This window comes from Vibrio sp. 10N.222.49.C9 (genome assembly GCF_041474985.1).
Taxonomy (GTDB): Bacteria; Pseudomonadota; Gammaproteobacteria; order Enterobacterales; family Vibrionaceae; genus Vibrio; species Vibrio crassostreae_C.
The window spans coordinates 1-21,474 of record NZ_JBFRVD010000060.1; the positions used below are offsets into that span (position 1 = coordinate 1).

Here is a 21,474-nt window from a genome sequence, read left to right on the forward strand (position 1 = left end):
TAATTTAGGCAACAACGCCGTCAAGAAGTGGACAATATCTTATAAACTTGAAGTACTATGTGTATATCATCAGGTAGCGTTTTTATTTACTTTGTTGTCAGCCAATATATTGGATAATATGGCAATAATACATTATGGAAGGAAAATGTGATGAGTAAAAAAATGACCATGGCGGAGATTTCAAGACAGCTTGGAATTTCAACAATGACCGTGTCACGTTACTTTAATGACGGTTATGTCTCGGCTGAAAATCGCCTTAAAATTGATGCTATCGTCAAAGAAAATCATTATACCCCTAATATATTTGCTCGTTCCATTCGTAGCCAATCTAATATTATTGGTTTCGTTGCTCCTCGCATTGAGTCATATACAACTAGTTTAGTAATTAAAGGAGCACTGGCGGCTGCCAATGAATCACAAGTACGAATGCTTTTTCATGCCTCAGGGTTTAACCATGAGTCAGAATGCCAAGCTGTGAGAGAGTTTAATGGCTTAAATGCATTGGGCACTATTATTATTGCTTCAAAGCACAGTGTCGAAGAGACGTTTTATCAAACCTTAGACAATGTGTTATTTATTGGTAAAAACACCCCCCACCATTGCTGTTTATATTACCCCGACCATGCTGCAATTAAAGCACTCGTTTCCCAAACCATCACTCAGTTAAAACAACAGCAGGCACCGCTGGCAGCCGTACATTATATTTATGATGAGCGTATGCTTTCCAGCCGTACTAAGTTGATGCAAGCCACCATTACTGACACCGTCCCTGAGTTGAATTTTTCACTACAAGCTCTAGCCAACTCGGAGGACAAAGCCGGCTACCAGGCAATTCAATTACAGCCTAATCATGTCTACTTTTGTGCCACCGATAATATTGCTATTCGTTTATATCGTCGCGCCAAAGAACAGCAACTCAAGATTGGTCATAACTTATGGATTGTAGGCATGGGTGACTATGACTACAGCGATTTGTTAGTCCCAAGCCTGACTACTGTCGCTTTTAACTACTATCAAGTGGGCTACCAAGCTGTCAAAAAATTGCTCAAGCGCGATTTCAGTTCCGTTGAAGGCACATTCGACATAAGAATGAGAGAAAGTTCACAGTTTCTCTGAAATTGTATTGAGTCCAAATAGGTTCCATTTAACACTATGTGTTAACGATAACACACATAGTATAACCGATGACACTCGCTAATAATCTACACTCAAAACCACTCGCGTGGTGGAAGAAAGCAACTGCCTACCAAATTTATCCCCGTAGTTTTTATGATACAAACCAGGACGGTATTGGTGACATCAATGGGATCATTGCTAAGCTAGATTATCTTGCTGATTTGGGCATTGATTTAATATGGATCTGCCCATTCTACGCATCACCGAATGATGATAACGGTTACGATATCAGTGACTATCAAGCGATTCATCCTGACTTTGGAACCCTTGAGGATGTGGATAAATTAATCACTGCTGCTCATGAACGTGGCATTCGCATTATTATGGATTTAGTGATAAACCACACTAGCGATGAGCATCCATGGTTCATCGAATCGCGAGATAACAAAGATAGCCCTAAGCGTGATTGGTATATTTGGCGTGATGGTTGTGAGCCTACAGCTGAAAAGCCGACTTGCGAACCAAATAACTGGGAAAGTATTTTTCATGGTAGTGCATGGGAATATGATGACAAAACTGCACAATATTATTTGCACCTATTTTCTAAAAAACAGCCAGATCTTAATTGGGAAAACCCTGAAGTTAAACAAGCACTATTTAAAATGATTCATTGGTGGTTGGAACGAGGTATTGATGGTTTCCGTGTCGATGCAATTAGCCATATTCAAAAACAAGCTGGTTTACCCTCTTTACCCAATCCAAAGGGTGAAAACTATGTCTCTTCATTCGATTATCATATGAATGTGGCAGGGATTGAAAAACATCTGTATGAGTTAAAAGAGCAGGCGTTTTCGCCTTTTGATATCGTGACCGTTGGTGAGGCCAATGGGGTGACGGCCGACAACGCATTGCCTTGGGTTGCTGAAGCGACCGAGCACGATCAAGGTGGTGTTTTTAACATGATTTTTCAGTTTGAACACATGAAGCTATGGTCGGAAGAACAAAGCAACGAGAATTTCGATCTCGTGGCGTTCAAACGCATTTTATCGCGTTGGCAAGATGCCTTAGAAGGTAAAGGCTGGAATGCGCTTTATTTAGAAAACCACGATCAAGCTCGTAGTATTGATACTTTTGCCGATCCTAACTCTAGGTATGCCAGTGCTACCGCGTTAGCGAGTTGTTATTTCTTGATGAAAGGAACTCCATTTATTTATCAGGGCCAAGAGATTGGTATGGTAAATCATCAGTTTACTTCTCTTGACGAATTTAACGATGTGTCTGCGAGAAATTTAATTCAAAAGCTATCGCAACAAGGTCAGAGCGATGCCGATATCTTAGCCTTGTTAAATCAAGTATCCCGCGACCACAGTCGCTTGCCAATGCAATGGAATGACCAGGATTTTGCCGGTTTTTCTGAGGTGCAACCTTGGTTCTCGGTGAATCAACAGTATGCAGATATCAATGTTGAGCAACAACAGCAAGATCCAAATTCGATCTTAGGTTTCTATAAGCAGTTGATTGCTTTGCGTAAGTCACATGAAAGCTTAGTGGTTGGCCGTTATCAATTACTGCTAGCTAACGATCCTAATATCTATGTTTATCAACGTGTTGCTCAAGATATGACATGGACCATTATTACCAATTTAAGTCCACAAGAGAGCGTTGTTGATATCGACTGCACCCAATTAGGCGAGTTAATGCTTGATAATCAGAATATTAACAATGAACACGTTCGCTCAGATTTTATAACAACGCAAATAGCCCCCGCTTATGCCGCGTATATATTTGCAAGAAAGCACTAAATTATATTTATGGCTAGGCGCTGATAACGTTAGCCTGTATTTAAATCAAGGAACTATTTATGAGTAAGTTACTATCGTTTGATTTTTGGCAACGATTTGGGAAGTCCCTTATCGTTGTTATCGCGGTGATGCCTGCCGCTGGTATCATGATATCACTAGGTAAAGTGGTCGCAATGTATGCGGGTGGGCTTGGTGCCATTGAAACACTAGGCGCTATAATGGAAAACATAGGTTGGGGGATCATTGTTAACCTTCACCTATTATTTGCGGTCGCGATTGGTGGCTCGTGGGCAAAAGAGCGTGCAGGTGGCGCATTTGCCGCGCTAATAGCCTTCATCTTAATCAACCGTATCACTGGGGTTATATTGGGCGTGGATAACGCTATGCTCAGTGACCCAGAAGCGGTTGTGATGAGCCTATTTGGTTCTGAGTTACCTGTCTCTCAATTCTTCACGAATATTTTGGGTGCTCCTGCCCTAAATATGGGTGTGTTTATCGGTATTATGTCTGGCTATTTAGGTGCCAACTTATTTAACCGCTATCATGACTTCGCTCGCTTACCTCAGGCATTAGCATTTTTCAACGGTAAGCGTTTTGTACCTTTTGTTGTTATTTTCTATTCGCTGATTATTGCGTTTGGTTTATCTGTAATATGGCCTTTAATTCAAGGTGCGCTTAATGATTTTGGTCAATGGATTGCTACCTCTAAAGACACTGCGCCGATCACTGCTCCTTTCTTGTATGGTACGTTAGAGCGTTTATTACTGCCATTTGGTTTACACCACACTTTAACTATTCCAATGAATTACACCGAGTTGGGTGGTACTTATGAGCTTTTGACTGGGATGAATGCGGGCTCAAGTGTTTATGGTCAAGATCCATTATGGCTTGCTTGGGTCAGCGATTTAAATAATCTTAAATTAAGCGATCCGACAACTTACCAACACCTGTTAGATACGGTGCACCCAGCACGCTTTAAAGCAGGCCAAGTTATTATCGCAGCCTCTTCATTGATTGGTATTGGACTTGCGATGTATCACTGTGTTGATAGTGATAAGCGCGCACAATATAAGCCAATGTTCTTATCTGCCTGTCTTGCTGTGTTATTAACCGGTGTGACTGAGCCTATTGAATTCATGTTTATGTTTATCGCTCCCGTTTTGTATGTTGCACATGCTGTGTTAACAGGAGTTGCATTTGCGTTGGTCGATGTGATGGACCTACGTGTACATGCCTTTGGTTTGATTGAGTTACTCACTCGTATACCTATGATGGTTTCAGCGGGCATCGGTGGTGATCTGGTTCGCTTTGCATTAGTTTCTATTGTTTTCTTTGTGGTTAACTATGGATTGTTCCGCTTCCTAATCGTGAAATTGAAGTTACCAACACCGGGTCGTATGGGTAACTACCTGGATGAAAGCTCAGAATCGATGTCAGAAGATGAGAAGATGAACATTATTATTCAGAATTTAGGTGGCCGTGCCAATATTGCTGAGATTGATGCTTGTATGACTCGCTTGCGTATTACAGTTAATGATCCGAAGTTGGTTGCTGAATATGCGTCATGGAAGCCGACAGGGGCTCTTGGTGCTGTGATTAAAGAACAGGGTGTACAAGTTATTTATGGCCCTGGGGTGGATGTTATTAAATCTAAGTTAATAGAGAAATATTCAGCACAACCTGCGTAATTCTTTTTAGATCAAATAACCTCGAGAAACGCAGCCTTGCGCTGCGTTTTATCTCACTAGAATAAATAAGTGAATAATAATGAAGTTAATGACACTAAATACCCACAGTTGGCAAGAAGAAAAACAGCTAGAAAAGTTAGATGTGGTCGCGCAAGCCATTATCGAGCAAGGGTGCGATGTGGTTGCATTACAGGAAGTGAATCAACATCAAGATAGCCCGGCCGTTGATGCCAATATATTAACCAATCACACTGTGTTGGCGAATAACTATGGTTATTTATTACAGAAAAAACTCATGGAATACGGTCATCACTACCAACTTACGTGGGATTTCGTTCATCAAAGTTATGAAGTATATCAAGAGGGGCTCTCATTTTTAACGCGACTACCGATTGTCGAACATGAGGTCATTGATTTAAGTGATAACTATGATGTGAGCTTTTGGAAACATCGGCGAGCAGTGCGTATTAAAGTGACCTCTCAACAGGGTGATTTTAATCTTTATAATTGTCATTGTGGCTGGTGGAATGACTCAGAGAACTCATTTGAGGATCAGTTCGACCGAATCAAGGCAACTTTACCAACAGAGTTGAGCTTTCTATTAGGCGATTTCAACAACCCAAGCCATATACGTAATGAAGGCTATGATTACGTATTACAACGCGGTTTGATGGATTGTTATGAAGTTGCTGAAATCAAAGATGATGGAACCACTGTCATTAAAAACATTGATGGTTGGGAGCAAAATAGCCAAGCGTTACGCATTGATTTAGTACTTAGTAATCAGCCTGTAGTGGTAAAGCAGCATAAGGTGATTTTTAATCACGATTTTTATCCGGTTGTATCAGATCACTTTGGGGTGTTGGTAGAAGTAGAACTTACTTAATTTTTATCAACTCATCGTAGTTTAAATAAAAAGAATACTGACACAAATACGGCTAATTATCAGGTCACTCTTACTTGCTAAAATAGCGATAGAATACGACTGACCTTAACGATCTTTAGTGCGAGTTCGAAGTGATTACATAAGATTCTCTGTTCTTTCTTTCAACTATATACACAAGATTTCACACTTCTGCGAAATCTAAACTATCTTGTTGATACTGGTACAGATTAATAAGGATCGTTATGAATAGGTATATTGCAGAAATGTTCGGTACATTTTGGTTGGTGTTAGGGGGTTGTGGTAGTGCCGTCTTGGCCGCTGCTTTTCCCGATGTAGGTATCGGCTTACTCGGGGTTTCCCTCGCGTTTGGTTTAACCGTACTCACCATGGCTTTTGCTATTGGCCATATATCCGGCTGTCATCTCAACCCTGCTGTTACAATAGGTCTTTGGAGCGGTGGTCGCTTTGATGCCAAAGACGTCGCACCTTATATTATTGCCCAGGTCATTGGCGGTATTATCGCGGGTGGTGTGTTATTCGTGATTGCTTCAGGCCAAGCAGGCTTTGACGCTGCGGCATCTGGCTTTGCTTCAAATGGTTACGGTGAACACTCACCGGGCGGCTATTCACTTACCGCTGCACTGGTCTGTGAAGTGGTCATGACCATGGTATTCCTATTCGTGATCATGGGCGCAACTGATTCAAAAGCGCCTGCTGGGTTTGCACCCATTGCGATTGGTCTCTGTTTGACCTTGATTCACCTTATCAGTATTCCTGTAACCAACACCTCTGTGAACCCTGCTCGAAGTACCGGCGTGGCTGTATTTGTCGGTGATTGGGCCGTTTCGCAATTGTGGCTATTCTGGGTTGCACCGATTATTGGTGCCGTGATTGGCGCGATGATATACAAAGCGGTAAGAGGTTCAGATTAAGCGCTGAAAAACGTCTAAAGCAATAAAAGAAAAAGCCGCTTAGTGATGCTTCACCAAGCGGCTTTTTTAGATCTTATGACGACCGAGTAAGGAGTGCGAAAGCGTGGTGCCATCCACCAGCTCTAGCTCACCACCAACAGGAACACCATGAGCGATACGGCTTGCGTTCACTTCATGGGCATTACATAGCTCAGCAATGTAATGCGCTGTGGCTTCCCCTTCAACTGTTGGGTTAGTCGCTAGGATTACTTCCGAGATATCACCACGACGCAGGCGGTAGTCCAAAACATCGAGACCGATGTCACTTGGACCAATACCATCAAGTGGTGAAAGGTGACCCATCAATACAAAGTAACGGCCTGAATATTGTCCTGTCGCTTCTATTGCTGCAATGTCTGCTGGGCTCTCTACTACACAGATTTGACCATTTTCCTGACGTTTAGGATTGGTACAAATGTGGCAAGTATCTTCTTCAGTAAAAGTACGGCACTCATTACAGTGACCAATTTCGGTCATTGCTTGGCTAAGAGCTTCAGCCAACTGTAGGCCGCCTTTTCTATCGCGCTGTAACAAATGAAAGGCCATACGCTGCGCCGACTTGGGGCCAACCCCAGGTAGACAACGTAAGGCCTCCATCAAATGCTCCAGCATATGACTGGTACGCATATTTAACCGTTCTAATGTTCAAGTAATAGCCTGTTCAACACAAACCACCACCTGAATTAACCTTTAAGAATAAGTTACTTAGAAAGGCATCTTCATACCTGGTGGAAGTTGCATTCCGCCAGTTACGCTAGCCATTTTCTCTTTTTGAGTTTCTTCAACGCGACGAGCCGCATCGTTGAAAGCAGCAGCGATAAGATCTTCAAGCATCTCTTTATCGTCTTCCATTAGGCTTTCATCGATATCAACACGGCGAACGCTGTGGCTACCAGTGATCGTTACTTTTACAAGGCCAGCACCTGACTCACCTGTAACTTCCATATTTGCGATTTCTTCTTGAAGCTTTTGCATGCGCTCTTGCATTTGCTGGGCTTGCTTCATCATGTTGCCCATACCGCCTTTACCAAACATGTTAATACTCTCTGGTCTAATTGGTTTATTAAAATTAATTAAGCTATACGAGCTTAAATGGGGGTTAAAACAGTGTGATTCAACCCCTCGATGTTCAGTTCTCAGATTTGCTTATCTGGGATGATATGCCGGTCACTAAACAAGAAAACGTTCTAGATAGGACGAACGCTGTCTCTGTCGAGTTCAGCGGCAAAACGTCTTTCAATGAACTGTACGTTGGCATCGTTTTCTAAAGCGGTAAACGCGTCTTTCAACTTACCTTGATACAGTCGTTCTCGTAATTCTAGCGGCGTTTCTCCACCATCACCGATTTCAACACTCAAATGACACTCTTCTCCAAGCACAATATTGAGAGACTGCAATAGCTCACTCTGCGCACGGTCGGTATTCAAATGAGCTTGGCTCGCTCTTAACGTTAAAGTGATTGATGTGTCGTTTTTAGCAAACACTGAGTTCAATGCTAACTGTTCAACAAGCTTGGCTGTCTCTAGCTTTTGAATCGTGGCTGACCATTCATCTTGAGCAATCGACTCTTGAAGCAATTTATCGACCATTTCTGGTGTCTTAATATGCTCCAACGCACGCTTGATCTGAGTAGGTGTAAGCTCTTTGCTCACCTCTTTCACTACAGGTTTAGACGGTTTCCAGCGATAAGGTTCATTATCGTTGGTCACATTTTCTGTCGAAGAGGATGATAAAGAAGCTGGCGACACCCGCTCAGAACCACCGTGTTGCTGAGCAACTCGATCAAGAACTGAAGTTTTAGCTGGTGTCGCTTTAGCCTTTTTTGGCGCCGAGCCTTTGTTTTCTGTTGCCGAACTGCCTCTACGTTGAGAACGTAATTGGTGGCGTAAACCACTCACAGGCGAAGTTGCACGCGCTGGCTGCTCTTGCGGAGCAGAAGGTGCAGCGCTTGGCTGTTGAACCGGACTCTGGTTTTGATAATTCGTTTGTTGCTGCTGAGGCTGCTCTGCACCGTAGCTTGGACGCTCATCATAAGCAGGAGGCGCGTCATACTGGCTATGCGGGTAATCCTGTTCTGGATAACCTTGGTTACCTGAATGATCAGCGTAACCTTGCGAATCTGAATACTGTGCTGGATTCTGCTGCGGAGCCTGTTGCACCGGTTGCTGCTGCATAGCTTGCTGTTGAGGCGCCTGTTGTTGCATCTGAGGCTGTCTCGGAGCTGCCATTGGCGCAGGTTGACTCACTGACTGAGCAACGTTCTGAGCTTGAGCTGCTGGAACTGGCGCTGGGCTTGCCGACTGAGTCGAGATTGCCGTAGCAACCGCTTGTTCAGCAGGTCTAAAGGCCAACATGCGTAAAACTACCATCTCAATACCAACACGAGCAGTTGGCGATAACGGTAAGTCTTCACGACCTTTCAATACGATCTGGTAGTAGAGTTGAATGTCTTGTGGGCTAAGCGCTTTGCTCAGTAGTTCAAGCTTCTCAGCGTCAGGCTGTGCCTTATCTAATGTAGATGGCAAAGCTTGGAACATCGCAAGACGATGCAGTTGGGCCGCAAGCTGATTCAGCAAACCATCCCACTCAACACCGTTCTCAGCAAGGCTTTGGATACACGCCATCGCTTGCTGTGGCTGCTTACTGCTAATCGCTTCAAGCAAGTGGATAGCTTGGTCGGTATCCAGTGTCCCAAGCATATGAGCAACAGTATCTGTTACGACATTGCCGTTACCTAATGCGATAGCTTGGTCTGTAAGGCTTAGTGCATCACGCATACTGCCATCAGCAGCATGAGCAATCATTCCAAGCGCACGAGACTCAGACGTCACATCTTCTTGTTCAAGAATATGATCGAGCTGCTCGTGAATATTATCAACGCTGATCGGCTTAAGGTGGAACTGCAAACAACGCGACAAGATAGTCACTGGAAGCTTCTGTGGATCCGTTGTTGCGAGCAAGAATTTCACATACTCAGGCGGCTCTTCTAAGGTCTTTAGAAGCGCATTAAAGCTGTGCCTAGAAAGCATGTGGACTTCATCGATTAGGTAAACCTTGAAGCGACCACGTGCAGGCTTGTACTGAACATTGTCCAGAAGCTCGCGGGTATCTTCTACCTTAGTACGTGATGCCGCATCAATCTCAAGTAGGTCAACAAAGCGACCTTCATCGATTTCTTTACAGGTTGCACATTCACCACAAGGTGTTGAGGTAATGCCTGTTTCACAGTTGAGCCCTTTAGCAAACAAACGGCCGATGGTCGTTTTACCGACACCTCGTGTACCGCTGAACAGGTATGCATGGTGCAACCTGTTCTGGCTAAGGGCATTCTCTAATGCTGTTAAAACATGGGCTTGACCAACCACTTCTTTGAATTTGGTTGGTCGCCATTTTCGCGCTAACGCAAGATAGCTCATGAATAATTCCGAAAAGGATTAGTGACCGTCGAATTCGCAGATGCTAAACACTTCTAGACCTAAGCCTTGTAAGCGCTTGTCACCACCGATTTCTGGAAGGTTAATAACAAATGCAGCGTGTTCTACCACACCACCAAGCTGACGAATCAACTTTGTTGTTGCTTCAATCGTACCGCCCGTTGCTAGCAAATCATCAACCATCAACACTTTATCGCCTTCAACGATAGCATCAGTATGGATTTCTAGAGTGTCGGTGCCGTACTCAAGCTCATAAGATTGTGCCACAGTTTGACGAGGCAGCTTGCCCGGCTTACGAACAGGAATGAAGCCAACACCTAGCTCAAGTGCCAAAGGCGCACCAAATAGGAAACCACGAGCTTCAGTACCAACGATCTTAGTAAAGCCCATGTCCTTGTATGTTTCCGCTAGCAGGTCGATAGTCGCTTTGTAAGCTACTGGATCTTCCATCAAGCTTGTTACGTCACGGAACAAAATACCCGCTTTAGGGTAATCAGGAATGCTTTTGATGCTTGCTTTGATCAGAGAGATTTTTTCTGTGTTCATAATCTTATGCACTTCATTAGGCCGCTTTCCAAACTCTCGTTAACGAATCAAACATCAACGCTCGGAATTAAGGAAAGGTACGATTGGTATTCATTGCAACGAGAGTCATAACTCTGATTGCTGAAATAATAAACGCCCGCTATACAAGCAGGCACACTGGCTTAATGGTAGTGATTTTCTTTGCTGTCAGCAACCAACTCATGGGTTGGAAGTCGCATAAACCATGTGAGAAGAATAACAAGTACACAAATTAGGAAAGCCTTGACCCAAATGATAGGGGCAAAGTAGATGGATAACGCAAAACTCAACAAGATAAAGAATACGCCACGCGTTTTAACTTGTTTGGTGACGGCACCGTGTTGATACCAATTGTTCAGCAAAGGACCCAGCGTTTTGTGCTCATGCATCCATTTATGAACTTTCGGATTGCTTCGCATGAAGCATGCGCTGGCAAGAAGGAGAAAAGGAGTGGTTGGCAGAACGGGCAAAACTATCCCTAGAACTGCGAGAAATATACAAAGGCCACCAGCAATATTGAGGCTTAAAACTCGAACGCTAATTGTGGCCTCCTTGAGTTAGCTATCACCAATCGGCGACGACAGCTTAACTAGAATGTTGCGTAACCATTGAATACACGGATCAACGTAAGTGTTGCTGGTAGCAATGGAATCATTAAAAATGCGGCTAAAAATCCTAAAAAGTAGAATACATTAAACGGGTCTTGAAAGTCTTTGTTATCTGCCATGATTGCTTCTTGTTTTTGTTAGTGAAGGTAAGTATCCGGCGAACCAAACCCGCTTTGCTAAATCGACATTTAACAAAAAAGGCATAGCCACACCATTTGCGCAACTATACCTTAATCAATTATTCACAAAAACCGAGGAAATATAGGGTTAATCAGTAGACCCTTGGTGTATGTCTAAACTAAAACTTGCCGCTCCAAGTAGGCTCAACGACAGTTGGCAGCCCTGTTCGATCGGAAGGTCCCGCGTAATAAAGTTCTTCTTGCAGTTCTCACCCAAGCGCTCACCTGCTGCAATATATTGATTCAATTCACCATTCGACCATTGCCCGTCTAGACCCGCAGGCAAAATGGAGATGGTTCCCTCGGCAAGGTCAGCAACACCAAACAAGGCATTCACTGGGGTGGAGCATTTAGAGCAACGAATCCCCTTCTCTAAGATTTCAGCAATATCTTTGAGATCAACATTAAAATCTTTTCTGTTTCTTATGTAATCGTGGAACAGCGCTCTCACTAACAATGTTGTCGCGGAGCCGCCATTATCAGACGACGATGAATCGACGAGGTAAAAAGCAAACTGCCCGTTCATCATCCACGCATAGTCAAACACAAGTGGCATCATCTCTGTTGATTGCAGTAACCGGTAACTGCAACGCCATGAGCCTTGTCGCGTATCTTTCTCTGGAAGCAGCGCATGCAGTAAGTCTTTTGCTGCGCTTGGGTTATCTTGAAGGTAATTCAGGTGCCAATGCAGTTCTTGGTCTTCAGGGATCTCTCCCCCATCATCCACACAGAACCATTGGCTCGAAAAATCTCGTTGGTCTGAAATGTTATCGAACGAATCTGTCAATGTATTCGCAATCGCACTTCCTAGGTGACGGTGATCCTCTAACGGCTTCGCCAAGAAGTCTTTAATACCAAATCGCAAGGCTTTCGCCACGTCAGACATATCATCAGTGCCAGACACAACGATCATAGGCAGTGACGGGTACTCTAAACTGAGCTCTTCCACAAGCTCTATGCCATCAAGTATTGGCATTGATAAGTCACACACAATTAAATCTGGCGCTGAGTCTCTAAGTTTCTGCAAAGCGTCCAGTCCATTTTCAGCCTCAACCACTTTATAACCGACCTTGTCTAGGTACGCGCTGGTTATACGGCGAAAAATAGGATCATCATCAACCAACATCACGCATTTTTGGTTAATTACTTCCTGAGCCGAGGTCATTACTGGCTGACTGTGAGTTTTGTACATAATCTATAACCTCACAAAACTAAGTCGAATTATTATTGTTATCTGTTCTAAGAACTAATATAAAACTTAGTAATAAAATGCTAAATACACAAATTTGCACTCTTTACTGGTAATTCGTGACGAGGGTTGGAATACTTGTAAATAGTGCAACGAGTTGACGTAACGCAAACATTGATCTCACTGTTACGTATAAATTAGATGAGATTGTAAACAAATGTGTCTGGATTTATGAAATTAGATGATTTAAACCTCTTTCGACTCGTCGTTGAAAATGGGAGCTACACCGCAACATCGCGCAAGACTATGATTCCGGTTGCGACCATCACACGACGCATCCAAGCCTTAGAAGATTCTTTGAACCTTAGGCTTCTCAATAGACACGCGCGTAAACTTTCTTTAACAGAGGCAGGCGAACGTTTCTTCAATGAATGCTCTCCGCTGTTGCAACGTCTCTCTTCTACTGCAGAAGAGTTAACTGACGTGTGCAAAGGCGCTTCCGGTAAGATTCGTATTACGGCACCCTCAAACCTGACCAAGCGCATGATGATGCCAATGTTCAGTGAATTCATGATTCAATACCCTGATATCAATATTGAGCTGATGATGAACAACCAAGCGGATCAGCTGGATCCAACGGAGTGGGACGTAATTTTCCGAGTCGGCCCTCAGCGTGATTCAAGCCTAATCGCTCGAAAAATCAGTGAAGTCAAAGATATTCTTATCGCGAGCCCTGAGTACTTAGCGAAGAACCCAGCTCCAAGCCATGCTGAAGAGCTAGCGAACCATTCGCTACTCAAAGGCTACCCGCTGATTAAGTGGCAGCTGAGTAATTCGAATGAAGAGACGGTGGTGAATAGCGAGAAAGGCCGTTTCAACGCCAATGCGCTTAATGTCGTAAGACAAGCGTGCTCAGAAGGCCTAGGTATCACCCTGATGCCTGACGTGATGATTCGTGAATACATTGAAGATGGCAGCTTAGTGCAAGTCTTAGAAGACTGGAGCGCTAACCCTCGTGATATTTACATGCTTTATAACCACAAAGACCATCTACCAGAGAAAGTGAGATTGTTTATTGATTTTGTGATCGCATACCACATTCATTAAGGTCAATCCCCTTCTCTATAAACAAAAAACCAGAGCCGATGCTTTGGTTTTTTATTTTCTGTATCGCTAGCGAAACTCTGTATGACTAACGAAACGCTAGTTAAGCGCCTTCGTTGTGTAACTCTAAGTTAGCAAGATCTTGTTGAATCTCACGCTGAACCTTTGAGTCGTCATTACGCAAAGAGTCTAGGAAATCTAGGTACACTTGGTCGATATCGCCCGTTACATACTCGCCGTTAAATACAGAAGTATCAAAACGAGAGATGTCTTGATTGCCCATGCCCACTGCAGAAATCAGATCTGGTAGCGTTTGGAAAATCAAGGCGTCTGCGCCAATCTGCTTACAAATCGTTTCGTTATCACGACCATGAGCAATCAACTCTGTCGCGCTCGGCATATCAATGCCGTAAACGTTAGGGAAGCGAACCTCTGGAGCAGCTGAAACCATGAAGACCTTATTTGCGCCAGAATCACGAGCCATCTCAATGATCTGCTCTGATGTTGTGCCGCGAACGATAGAATCGTCAACCAGAAGAACGTTCTTACCTTTAAACTCAGAGCGAATTGCGTTGAGCTTACGGCGAACCGACTTCTTACGTTGTTGCTGACCTGGCATGATGAATGTGCGGCCAACATAGCGGTTTTTCACGAAACCTTGACGGTATGGTTTATTGATCGCTTGAGCGATTCGTAGCGCAATATCGTTTGATGTTTCAGGGATTGGAATAACTACATCAATGTCTAAGTCTGCGTACTCTTCTTTAATACGCATACCAAGCATCTCACCCATCTCAACGCGTGCGCTGTAAACCGAGATTTTGTCGATGAATGAATCTGGGCGTGCAAAGTATACAAACTCAAAGATACATGGGTTTAGTTGTGGGTTGTCTGCACATTGCTTAGTGAAAAGCTCACCGTCAAACGTTGCGTAGATAGCTTCACCTGGTGCTACGTCGCGCATGAAGTCGAAACCAACAGCATCGAGTGCTACCGATTCAGACGCAACCATGTACTCTGTTTTACCTTGAACTTCACGCTTACCAAGACACAATGGACGAATACCATGTGGGTCACGGAATGCGATCATACCGTGGCCGATGATCATCGCCGTTACGGCGTAAGCACCACGAATTGTACGATGCACATTTGCCACAGCGCGGAAAACGTCATCTGAAGTTACGTTACCTTTAACAGTATCGATCTCATGAGCTAATACGTTCAGTAGAACTTCAGAGTCAGAGGTTGTGTTTACATGACGACGGTCTTTTTCGAACAACTTCTCACGAACTTCGTTTGCGTTCGTCAGGTTACCGTTGTGCGCCAACGTAATGCCAAAAGGAGAGTTTACGTAGAAAGGCTGAGCTTCAGACGCACTTGAACTACCCGCAGTAGGATAACGAACATGGCCAATACCAACTTCACCTTGTAGGCGCTGCATGTGTTTTGCTTCAAAAACATCTTTTACTAAACCGTTCGCCTTACGCAGACGGAAACGATTGCTTTCTATGGTACAAATACCAGCGGCATCTTGGCCACGATGCTGCAATACCGTTAAAGCGTCATAAATAGACTGGTTTACAGGTGTTGAACCCACGATTCCAACAATACCACACATGTCCTAATCCTCGATTTTCGACATTAACTGGCGCTAAAGCGCGCCAGAAGATAAGAAACTTGATGTCGCTTCGATATGTTCAAAAAAAGGCTCAATTACCATTTTAAAATGTGGAACGAGTTGAGAATTATCCCACCATTCACTTTTATTAAAACTAGTAAACGTATCAACAAAGAAAAGTATTGCTGAAACAATTAGTACACCCCGCAGTGCACCAAAGACAATACCTAACACTCTATCAGTACCAGATAAACCTGTTTTCTGAACTAGTTGGCCGATGACATAGTTAACTAAGGCACCAACAACTAACGTTGCAACAAATAATGCTGCTATCGCAGTTCCGTTTCGAAACATCTCATCTTCGATATTGGTGAAGTACATGGCTAATTTAGCGTAGTACTGGCTAGCAATAAAAAATGCTCCAAACCAAATAACAAGTGATAACGCTTCTTTAGCGAAACCGCGAACTAAACTGATCACGGCAGAGAAGCCGATCACGCCTAAAATGACAAAATCTAACCAATTCATGAATTCTTCATCTTAAGTTGGCGCGCATTTTAACATAAAAAATGCTGACGCAAACGTTTTCCTATGGGTTTAACGGTTTAAATTTAAGCAACTGGCCTTTTAAACCCGTAATTTTTTCTAATTCCTTAATTTGTCGCTCAAGTTTGGATTTAGAGACATCCGGGCCAATAATTACTCGCGTAAATGTTTTTTCTTTTTTCGTATAAGCAGGGTAACCTTGCTCTTGTAACCCTTCAGCTACAACTCTTGCATTATCTGCATTCTTCAAAGCCACCAATTGAATAATCCAAGCACTGTCTTGGTATTCATTTTTTTCCGGTACTGGCTTAACCACCACTGCCACTTTATCCGCTTCTTTGTTACTGGCAGCCGACGCAGTTTGCTTATCTGAATTATCAACACCACTTTCAACCACTCGCTCAACCGGAGAATCCGGCAGTGCAATCTGATCTTCAACAGGGTCGAGTACTTCAAAAACTTCTACATTACTATCAAGCTCTGGCTTAATCGGAATGCTTGCAAACTCTTCTTTATAGTGGAGCTTCTTACCATCTAGCACATCGGGCAATACAATCACACCAATGGCCACTAAAATGATGGTACCGACTAATCGGCTTTGGAATTTACTTGCCATTTAGTTTCCTTTTTTCTGCCAATGCTCCAATACTTCACCCACAGTATGGAAAGAACCGACCACCAGTACAACATCGTCACCTTTAACAGAAGCTAAAGCCGCTTCAAACGCTGCTACAGGGTTTGAATGCTGCTCTACTCCTTGAGGTAAGCTTTGACACAATTCAGCCGCTGTTGCGGCTCGTGGACCGTTCAGCGAAGCTGGGTACCAATGTGTTGTGATTGGTGCTAATACTTCCAATGTCGCAGGGATATCTTTGTCATGAAGCATGGCGACTACAACGTGTAAATTTTTGCCTGCATACTTCTTCGTTACTTGCTGCGCAAAGTATTCAGCCGAATGCGGGTTGTGCGCAACATCAAGCACAATCACGGGTTGTTCGCTAATTTTCTGCATACGCCCTGGAAGCTGTGCGTTCTTCATGCCATTAACGATGTTCACATCGCTAATGCTAAGTTCTGAAGTACCTAATGCCATCAATGCTGTTGCTGCGTTAGGTAGCGGCAGGCTTGGAATAGGCAATGATTCTAGTTGGAATGCACCACTGCGCCAGTTCCACGTATCGCCGTCTACATCATAGGTGTATTGAATACCCACCTGATAGAACTCAGCCTTAATGTCATCAGCGTGCGCTGCAACCGTAGCCGGTGGCTTGGGTTGACCACAGATAGCGGGTTTACCGCTACGATAAATGCCCGCTTTCTCAAAACCAATCACATTGATGTCATCACCTAGCCAGTCAACATGGTCGACAGCCAAACTAGTAATCACAGAAACATCATGCTCAACGATATTGGTCGCGTCTAAACGCCCGCCTAAACCCACTTCTAAAAGCACAACATCAACCGCTTCAGTTTGAAATGCACGTAACGCCGCTAAAGTGCCATATTCGAAAAAACTCAGGCTGATTTCGCCACGCTCTTTCTCAATGAAATCGAAAGACTGAACCATCTTTTCATCAGATAGATCTTGGCCGTTGATACGAACACGTTCGTTATAGCGAATTAAGTGAGGAGAGCTGTAGACACCAACTGAGTAACCAGCGTCCAATAGAATCGCTTCCATCAGTGCACATGTTGAGCCTTTGCCATTGGTTCCGGCAACAGTAATAACATGTTGAGCAGGTTTGGTGAGGTTTGCCTTAGAGGCGACGGCCTGAACTCGGTCTAATCCAAGATCAATAGCGCTTGTGTGGATGTTTGATAAATAATCAAGCCACATCTCCAAAGAGGATGTGGCTTGAGGAATAGGTTGTTGACTCATCTAACTCATAACCATAATTAAGTTGGTTTGTTAGAAGGTACTTTACCCTTTTTCTGGCGCTTCTGGTACTTCATAAGTAGCTTCATTCGGTGAATCGTTCACAGAAACTACTAATGGTGAAGGCTGGTTGGTCATTTTAGCAACAAGGCTTGCAACGCGCTGACGCATCTCACGACGGTCAACAATCATGTCGATAGCACCGTGGTCTAGTAGGAACTCACTGCGTTGGAAACCTTCAGGAAGGTCTTCACGTACCGTTTGTTCGATTACACGACGTCCAGCAAAACCGATCAGTGCTTTTGGTTCACCAATATTGATATCGCCAAGCATTGCCAAACTTGCAGAAACACCACCCATTGTTGGATCAGTCATAACTGAAACAAACGGTAGGCCTTTCGCAGATAAACGCTCAAGCGCAGCACTGGTTTTCGCCATTTGCATTAGAGACATCAATGCCTCTTGCATACGAGCACCACCACTTGCAGAGAAACACACTAAACCACAGTTGTTCTCGATAGCAGCATCTACCGCTTTCACGAAACGAGCACCAACAACAGAACCCATTGAGCCGCCCATGAATGAGAATTCAAAAGCACACGCTACGATAGGTAAACCCAATAGTTCGCCTTTCATTGCAACTAATGCGTCTGTTTCACCACTGTTCTTTTGAGCAGCAGAGATACGTTCTTTGTAACGCTTAGAGTCTTTAAACTTCAGCTTGTCTTGTGGCTCAAGATCAGCACCTAGTTCAACACGCTCACCTTTGTCTAGGAATGTATCCAGACGACGACGTGCTTTCATGCGCATGTGATGGTCACATTTTGGACATACTTCTAGGTTACGCTCTAGTTCAGCATGGTACAGAACCTGCTCACAAGAAGTACATTTCGTCCAAACACCCTCAGGGATAGACGCTTTACGAGATGTTACGATGTTGCTTTTTTCTAAAATCTTTTCAAGCCAACTCATGGAAGACCTTTTTGTTTCGATTCTTCCGCTTGATTGCGAAAGAAATAAATTTGGGAATTATGCGTGGGAATTAAAGCACATAAAACAGCGACTGTAGATAAAAAACTGGTTGTACCTATTTTCTGGGACTATCTTACGCACTAAACCGTAATAATTTTTGAACCTAAGTCTCACATTTAGTTCAAATTATCCGGTAAAAATAGAGGACCAATTGGCTCTCGTGGTAGATCAAAATGTTCAGGATAATCAACATCCACCAGATACAAACCTTCCGCTTTTGCAGTTGCGCCGGCTACTTTTCGATCTTTAGCTTCTAAAAGCCACTGGATCCACTCTGGTTTCTGCTCACCTTTACCTACGGCAATAAGGCTACCCGTAATATTCCTCACCATGTGGTGAACAAACGCATTCGCTTTAATATCGATCACAATGTAGTGTCCATGACGAGTCACGTTCAAGTGAATCATGTTTCTCCATGGGCTACGAGATTGACAGTGTGTTGCCCTGAACGAAGTGAAGTCATTCTCACCAAGTAAGTACTGACCCGCTTCATGCATTTTTTTCTCATCAAGATGACCATGATAATGGCTCACACCTGAATTCAAAATGCCTGGGCGTAGTGCATGGTTAAAGATAATGTAGCGATAACGGCGGGCAGTAGCCGAGAAACGAGCATGGAAATCCTCATTCACTTCTGTCGCCCAACGAACCGCAATATCTTTTGGCATGTTGGCATTCGCGCCCATTGTCCATGCCACCATTTTACGATCGACATTAGTTTCAAAGTGAACGACTTGTCCCGTACCGTGAACACCGGCATCTGTACGACCTGCGCACATAACTTCTACAGGGTGATTCGCGACAACTGAAAGAGCCTTTTCCAATTCTTCTTGGACACTTTTCACGTCTCGTTGGCGCTGCCAACCAAAGTAGTGGGTACCGTTATATTCAATACCTAAAGCAATTTTCATGTTCTTGTTCTCTTTGAAAATGGGCGAGAAGTATATACGGAAATCAGTGCTAGCCCAAATAGGATGGGGCTAAAACTTCAATAAACAATCAGCATCGACCGAGACGATGCTGTTGAAAAACCAAATGAAACGATAGCGCTCTGTATCTCCTTAAAATAAAGGGTAGCCAACGCTACCCTTTCTGATTTGTAAATTTATCGACCGTTTAACGTATCGATAAGATTTTTTGCCTCTCGACGAATATCATCGCTGCCGTCAACGATTGCCTCTTCTAGAAGCTTAATTGCCCCTTGCGAGTCACTCATCTCGATGTAGATTTTGGCCAAATCAAGCTTACCCGCAGCTTCTGCATTGCTGTCGACATCATAATTGCCAATATCACCGATAACATCAGGGAATTCGTTAAGACCCACATCCAGTTTAAGCTCTTCATCGTCTGGATTAATGACTTCTTCACCTTCTTGCTCGACTTGAGCCATTAGCTCATCAATCGTCATGTACTGCTTATCACGACTGTTGCCTGATTCGGTTAGATTGTCTTGTTCAGCCCAATTCTCTTCTTTGATTTTCGGTTCAGCTTGCTGTTCAGCCGATGCCCAAATCTCTTGTTGGTCATCAGGCACATCATTATGCATGCTCGATTGTTGTTCTGGCGCTAGGTTAAAGCCTTTCCAGTCTTCGCCGCCGACTTCAAGCATGGCGTCAATATCTAACCCTGCGCTATCAATCGAAGTTGCGTCCAATGGCTTATCGAACATGTTGTCGACAGAGTCTTGAACATCTTCAGAAAGCAACTCAGCTAATGCTGTCTCATCAAAGTCATCAAAGCCTTCTAGTGGCTCGTCTTGAACCGCTGCAGGCGTTGAGTTTGGCTCTGAAGCCGCGCTCAGTGATTGTTCTGGCTGTGCAAAACCAGCCGGTTCAGAGTCTTCAGCATTCGAGAAATCATCAGCCTGACTATAGCTCTGCGGATTTGAGAACAGATCATGCAACGCATCTTGCTCTTCGCCTTGTGGGCTGAAAGAAGTCAGTGGTGTTGGCTTCTCAGCAAACGCATCAGAGATGGCTTCATCTTCACCATATTCCGGTAAATCAAACTCATCGAACTCTACGCCTTGGGCTTCCGCCACCGGCTCGGCATTGCTTTGCTCAATATCATCTAAAACAGAGTCTGCTTTTGCGCTTTCTTCATCGTACTCCGGAAGATCAAGGTCATCGAACTCGAACTTCTCTGTGTCAGGCGCTAAGTCTTGCTCTAACTGTGCTTCATCTGGTTCACTCACCACTTCCGCTAACGCATCGTCTTCACCAAACTCTGGTAGTTCGAAGTCATCAAGCGAGAATTCTTCTTCGCTTTCTGGTTTCGCAGTTTCAACTTGTGGTGCAGCATCTAACTGAGGCTCAGCGGTAGGTTGCGATTCAACACTTGATTGAGAGTCTATAGCAGGCGTTGCTGGCTCTGTTGTTGATTCAGCATCAGCTTCCGCTAGTGCGTCTTCTTCACTAAACTCTGGTAAGTCGAAATCATCAAACGAAAACTCTTCGTCGTCTTGCGCCTGAGCTATAACTTGGGCTTCAGTTTGAGGCTCAACACTTGGTTGAGCATCAATAGCTGGCGTTACTGGTTCTGGTGTTGATTCAGCATCAGCTTCCGCTAGTGCATCTTCTTCATTAAACTCTGGCAATTCGAAGTCATCAAACGAGAATTCTTCTTCGCCTTCTTGTCCTAGAACTTCAGCTTGTTCTGCTACTTCCGCTTGTGGTGTAGCTTCAACTTTCGGTTCAGCGACAGGTGTCACTAGCTCTGGTGTTACGTCAGTTTCCGCTAATGCTTCTGGTTCAGACGCCTCATCTTCAATCAGCCAATCATCGTCTTCTGGCACACCAAATTCATTTGGAATGATCTCTGGCATGTTTGCAGCACGAACTGGCTCTGGCTCTGGCTCTGGC

At 44.0% G+C, this 21,474-nt stretch carries 20 protein-coding genes; 6 read left to right on the forward strand and 14 right to left on the reverse strand.

The features are described 5' to 3' along the window. Nucleotides 1-150 precede the first annotated feature (150 nt). The 5 genes from AB4585_RS20480 (at nucleotide 151) to aqpZ (ending at nucleotide 6,424) form a co-directional block, all read left to right on the forward strand. Nucleotides 151-1,116, forward strand: a complete 966-nt coding sequence (locus tag AB4585_RS20480; protein ID WP_017070321.1) for a LacI family DNA-binding transcriptional regulator — start codon at nucleotides 151-153, stop codon at nucleotides 1,114-1,116. 68 nt (nucleotides 1,117-1,184) lie between these two features. Then, nucleotides 1,185-2,918 carry an alpha-glucosidase gene (locus AB4585_RS20485; protein WP_102320046.1) on the forward strand — a complete coding sequence of 578 codons (1,734 nt, stop codon included), beginning with the start codon at nucleotides 1,185-1,187 and terminating at the stop codon, nucleotides 2,916-2,918. 59 nt (nucleotides 2,919-2,977) lie between these two features. Next, nucleotides 2,978-4,606 (forward strand): PTS transporter subunit IIBC, encoded by a 1,629-nt coding sequence (locus AB4585_RS20490; RefSeq protein ID WP_372154940.1) that lies wholly within the window; start codon nucleotides 2,978-2,980, stop codon nucleotides 4,604-4,606. Between the two features lie 79 nt (nucleotides 4,607-4,685). After that, a complete protein-coding gene (locus AB4585_RS20495; protein ID WP_019823193.1) occupies nucleotides 4,686-5,492 on the forward strand; it encodes an endonuclease/exonuclease/phosphatase family protein in 807 nt (268 codons plus the stop codon). A 242-nt stretch (nucleotides 5,493-5,734) separates the two neighbouring features. Beyond that, on the forward strand, nucleotides 5,735-6,424 hold the full coding sequence (aqpZ, locus tag AB4585_RS20500; protein ID WP_048610468.1) for an aquaporin Z: 690 nt from the start codon (nucleotides 5,735-5,737) through the stop codon (nucleotides 6,422-6,424). 66 nt (nucleotides 6,425-6,490) lie between these two features. On the opposite strand, the gene recR is transcribed toward aqpZ, so the two are convergent. The 7 genes from recR to AB4585_RS20535 form a co-directional block, all read right to left on the reverse strand. Continuing rightward, nucleotides 6,491-7,090: a recombination mediator RecR gene (gene recR, locus AB4585_RS20505; RefSeq protein WP_019823189.1), complete on the reverse strand. Its 600-nt coding sequence runs from the start codon at nucleotides 7,088-7,090 to the stop codon at nucleotides 6,491-6,493. Between the two features lie 78 nt (nucleotides 7,091-7,168). Further along, nucleotides 7,169-7,498 carry a YbaB/EbfC family nucleoid-associated protein gene (locus AB4585_RS20510; RefSeq protein ID WP_017062338.1) on the reverse strand — a complete coding sequence of 110 codons (330 nt, stop codon included), beginning with the start codon at nucleotides 7,496-7,498 and terminating at the stop codon, nucleotides 7,169-7,171. 152 nt (nucleotides 7,499-7,650) lie between these two features. Further along, the gene (dnaX, locus tag AB4585_RS20515) at nucleotides 7,651-9,879 is read right to left on the reverse strand and encodes a DNA polymerase III subunit gamma/tau (RefSeq protein WP_372170758.1); all 2,229 of its coding nucleotides are present in this window, start codon (nucleotides 9,877-9,879) and stop codon (nucleotides 7,651-7,653) included. 18 nt (nucleotides 9,880-9,897) lie between these two features. Next, nucleotides 9,898-10,443 carry an adenine phosphoribosyltransferase gene (apt, locus tag AB4585_RS20520; RefSeq protein ID WP_017062340.1) on the reverse strand — a complete coding sequence of 182 codons (546 nt, stop codon included), beginning with the start codon at nucleotides 10,441-10,443 and terminating at the stop codon, nucleotides 9,898-9,900. 161 nt (nucleotides 10,444-10,604) lie between these two features. Next, nucleotides 10,605-10,976, reverse strand: a complete 372-nt coding sequence (locus tag AB4585_RS20525) for a YbaN family protein (protein ID WP_029225617.1) — start codon at nucleotides 10,974-10,976, stop codon at nucleotides 10,605-10,607. A 74-nt stretch (nucleotides 10,977-11,050) separates the two neighbouring features. Next, nucleotides 11,051-11,188, reverse strand: coding sequence for a hypothetical protein (locus tag AB4585_RS20530; protein ID WP_017067606.1), 138 nt, complete (start codon nucleotides 11,186-11,188; stop codon nucleotides 11,051-11,053). 148 nt (nucleotides 11,189-11,336) lie between these two features. Further along, nucleotides 11,337-12,440, reverse strand: coding sequence for a response regulator (locus AB4585_RS20535; protein WP_102332530.1), 1,104 nt, complete (start codon nucleotides 12,438-12,440; stop codon nucleotides 11,337-11,339). A gap of 228 nt (nucleotides 12,441-12,668) precedes the next feature. Between AB4585_RS20535 and AB4585_RS20540 the strand changes: the two genes are divergently transcribed. Then, a complete protein-coding gene (locus tag AB4585_RS20540; RefSeq protein ID WP_017062344.1) occupies nucleotides 12,669-13,544 on the forward strand; it encodes a LysR family transcriptional regulator in 876 nt (291 codons plus the stop codon). Nucleotides 13,545-13,644: 100 nt separating this feature from the next. On the opposite strand, the gene purF is transcribed toward AB4585_RS20540, so the two are convergent. The 7 genes from purF to AB4585_RS20575 all read right to left on the reverse strand — a co-directional run. Beyond that, complete coding sequence (gene purF, locus AB4585_RS20545; RefSeq protein WP_017062345.1) at nucleotides 13,645-15,159, reverse strand: amidophosphoribosyltransferase; 1,515 nt, start codon at nucleotides 15,157-15,159, stop codon at nucleotides 13,645-13,647. A 33-nt stretch (nucleotides 15,160-15,192) separates the two neighbouring features. Then, the gene (locus AB4585_RS20550; RefSeq protein WP_017080899.1) at nucleotides 15,193-15,687 is read right to left on the reverse strand and encodes a CvpA family protein; all 495 of its coding nucleotides are present in this window, start codon (nucleotides 15,685-15,687) and stop codon (nucleotides 15,193-15,195) included. Nucleotides 15,688-15,748: 61 nt separating this feature from the next. Further along, nucleotides 15,749-16,321 carry an SPOR domain-containing protein gene (locus tag AB4585_RS20555; protein WP_372170760.1) on the reverse strand — a complete coding sequence of 191 codons (573 nt, stop codon included), beginning with the start codon at nucleotides 16,319-16,321 and terminating at the stop codon, nucleotides 15,749-15,751. Next, nucleotides 16,322-17,584, reverse strand: coding sequence for a bifunctional tetrahydrofolate synthase/dihydrofolate synthase (gene folC / locus AB4585_RS20560; protein WP_372170762.1), 1,263 nt, complete (start codon nucleotides 17,582-17,584; stop codon nucleotides 16,322-16,324). A 42-nt stretch (nucleotides 17,585-17,626) separates the two neighbouring features. Next, entirely contained in the window at nucleotides 17,627-18,553 is a 927-nt protein-coding gene (accD, locus tag AB4585_RS20565; RefSeq protein ID WP_017062348.1) for an acetyl-CoA carboxylase, carboxyltransferase subunit beta, read from the reverse strand. Between the two features lie 176 nt (nucleotides 18,554-18,729). After that, entirely contained in the window at nucleotides 18,730-19,524 is a 795-nt protein-coding gene (truA, locus tag AB4585_RS20570; protein WP_016783795.1) for a tRNA pseudouridine(38-40) synthase TruA, read from the reverse strand. A gap of 194 nt (nucleotides 19,525-19,718) precedes the next feature. Next, the coding region (locus AB4585_RS20575; RefSeq protein ID WP_372170765.1) for a FimV/HubP family polar landmark protein at nucleotides 19,719-21,474 on the reverse strand (1,756 nt) is incomplete at its 5' end.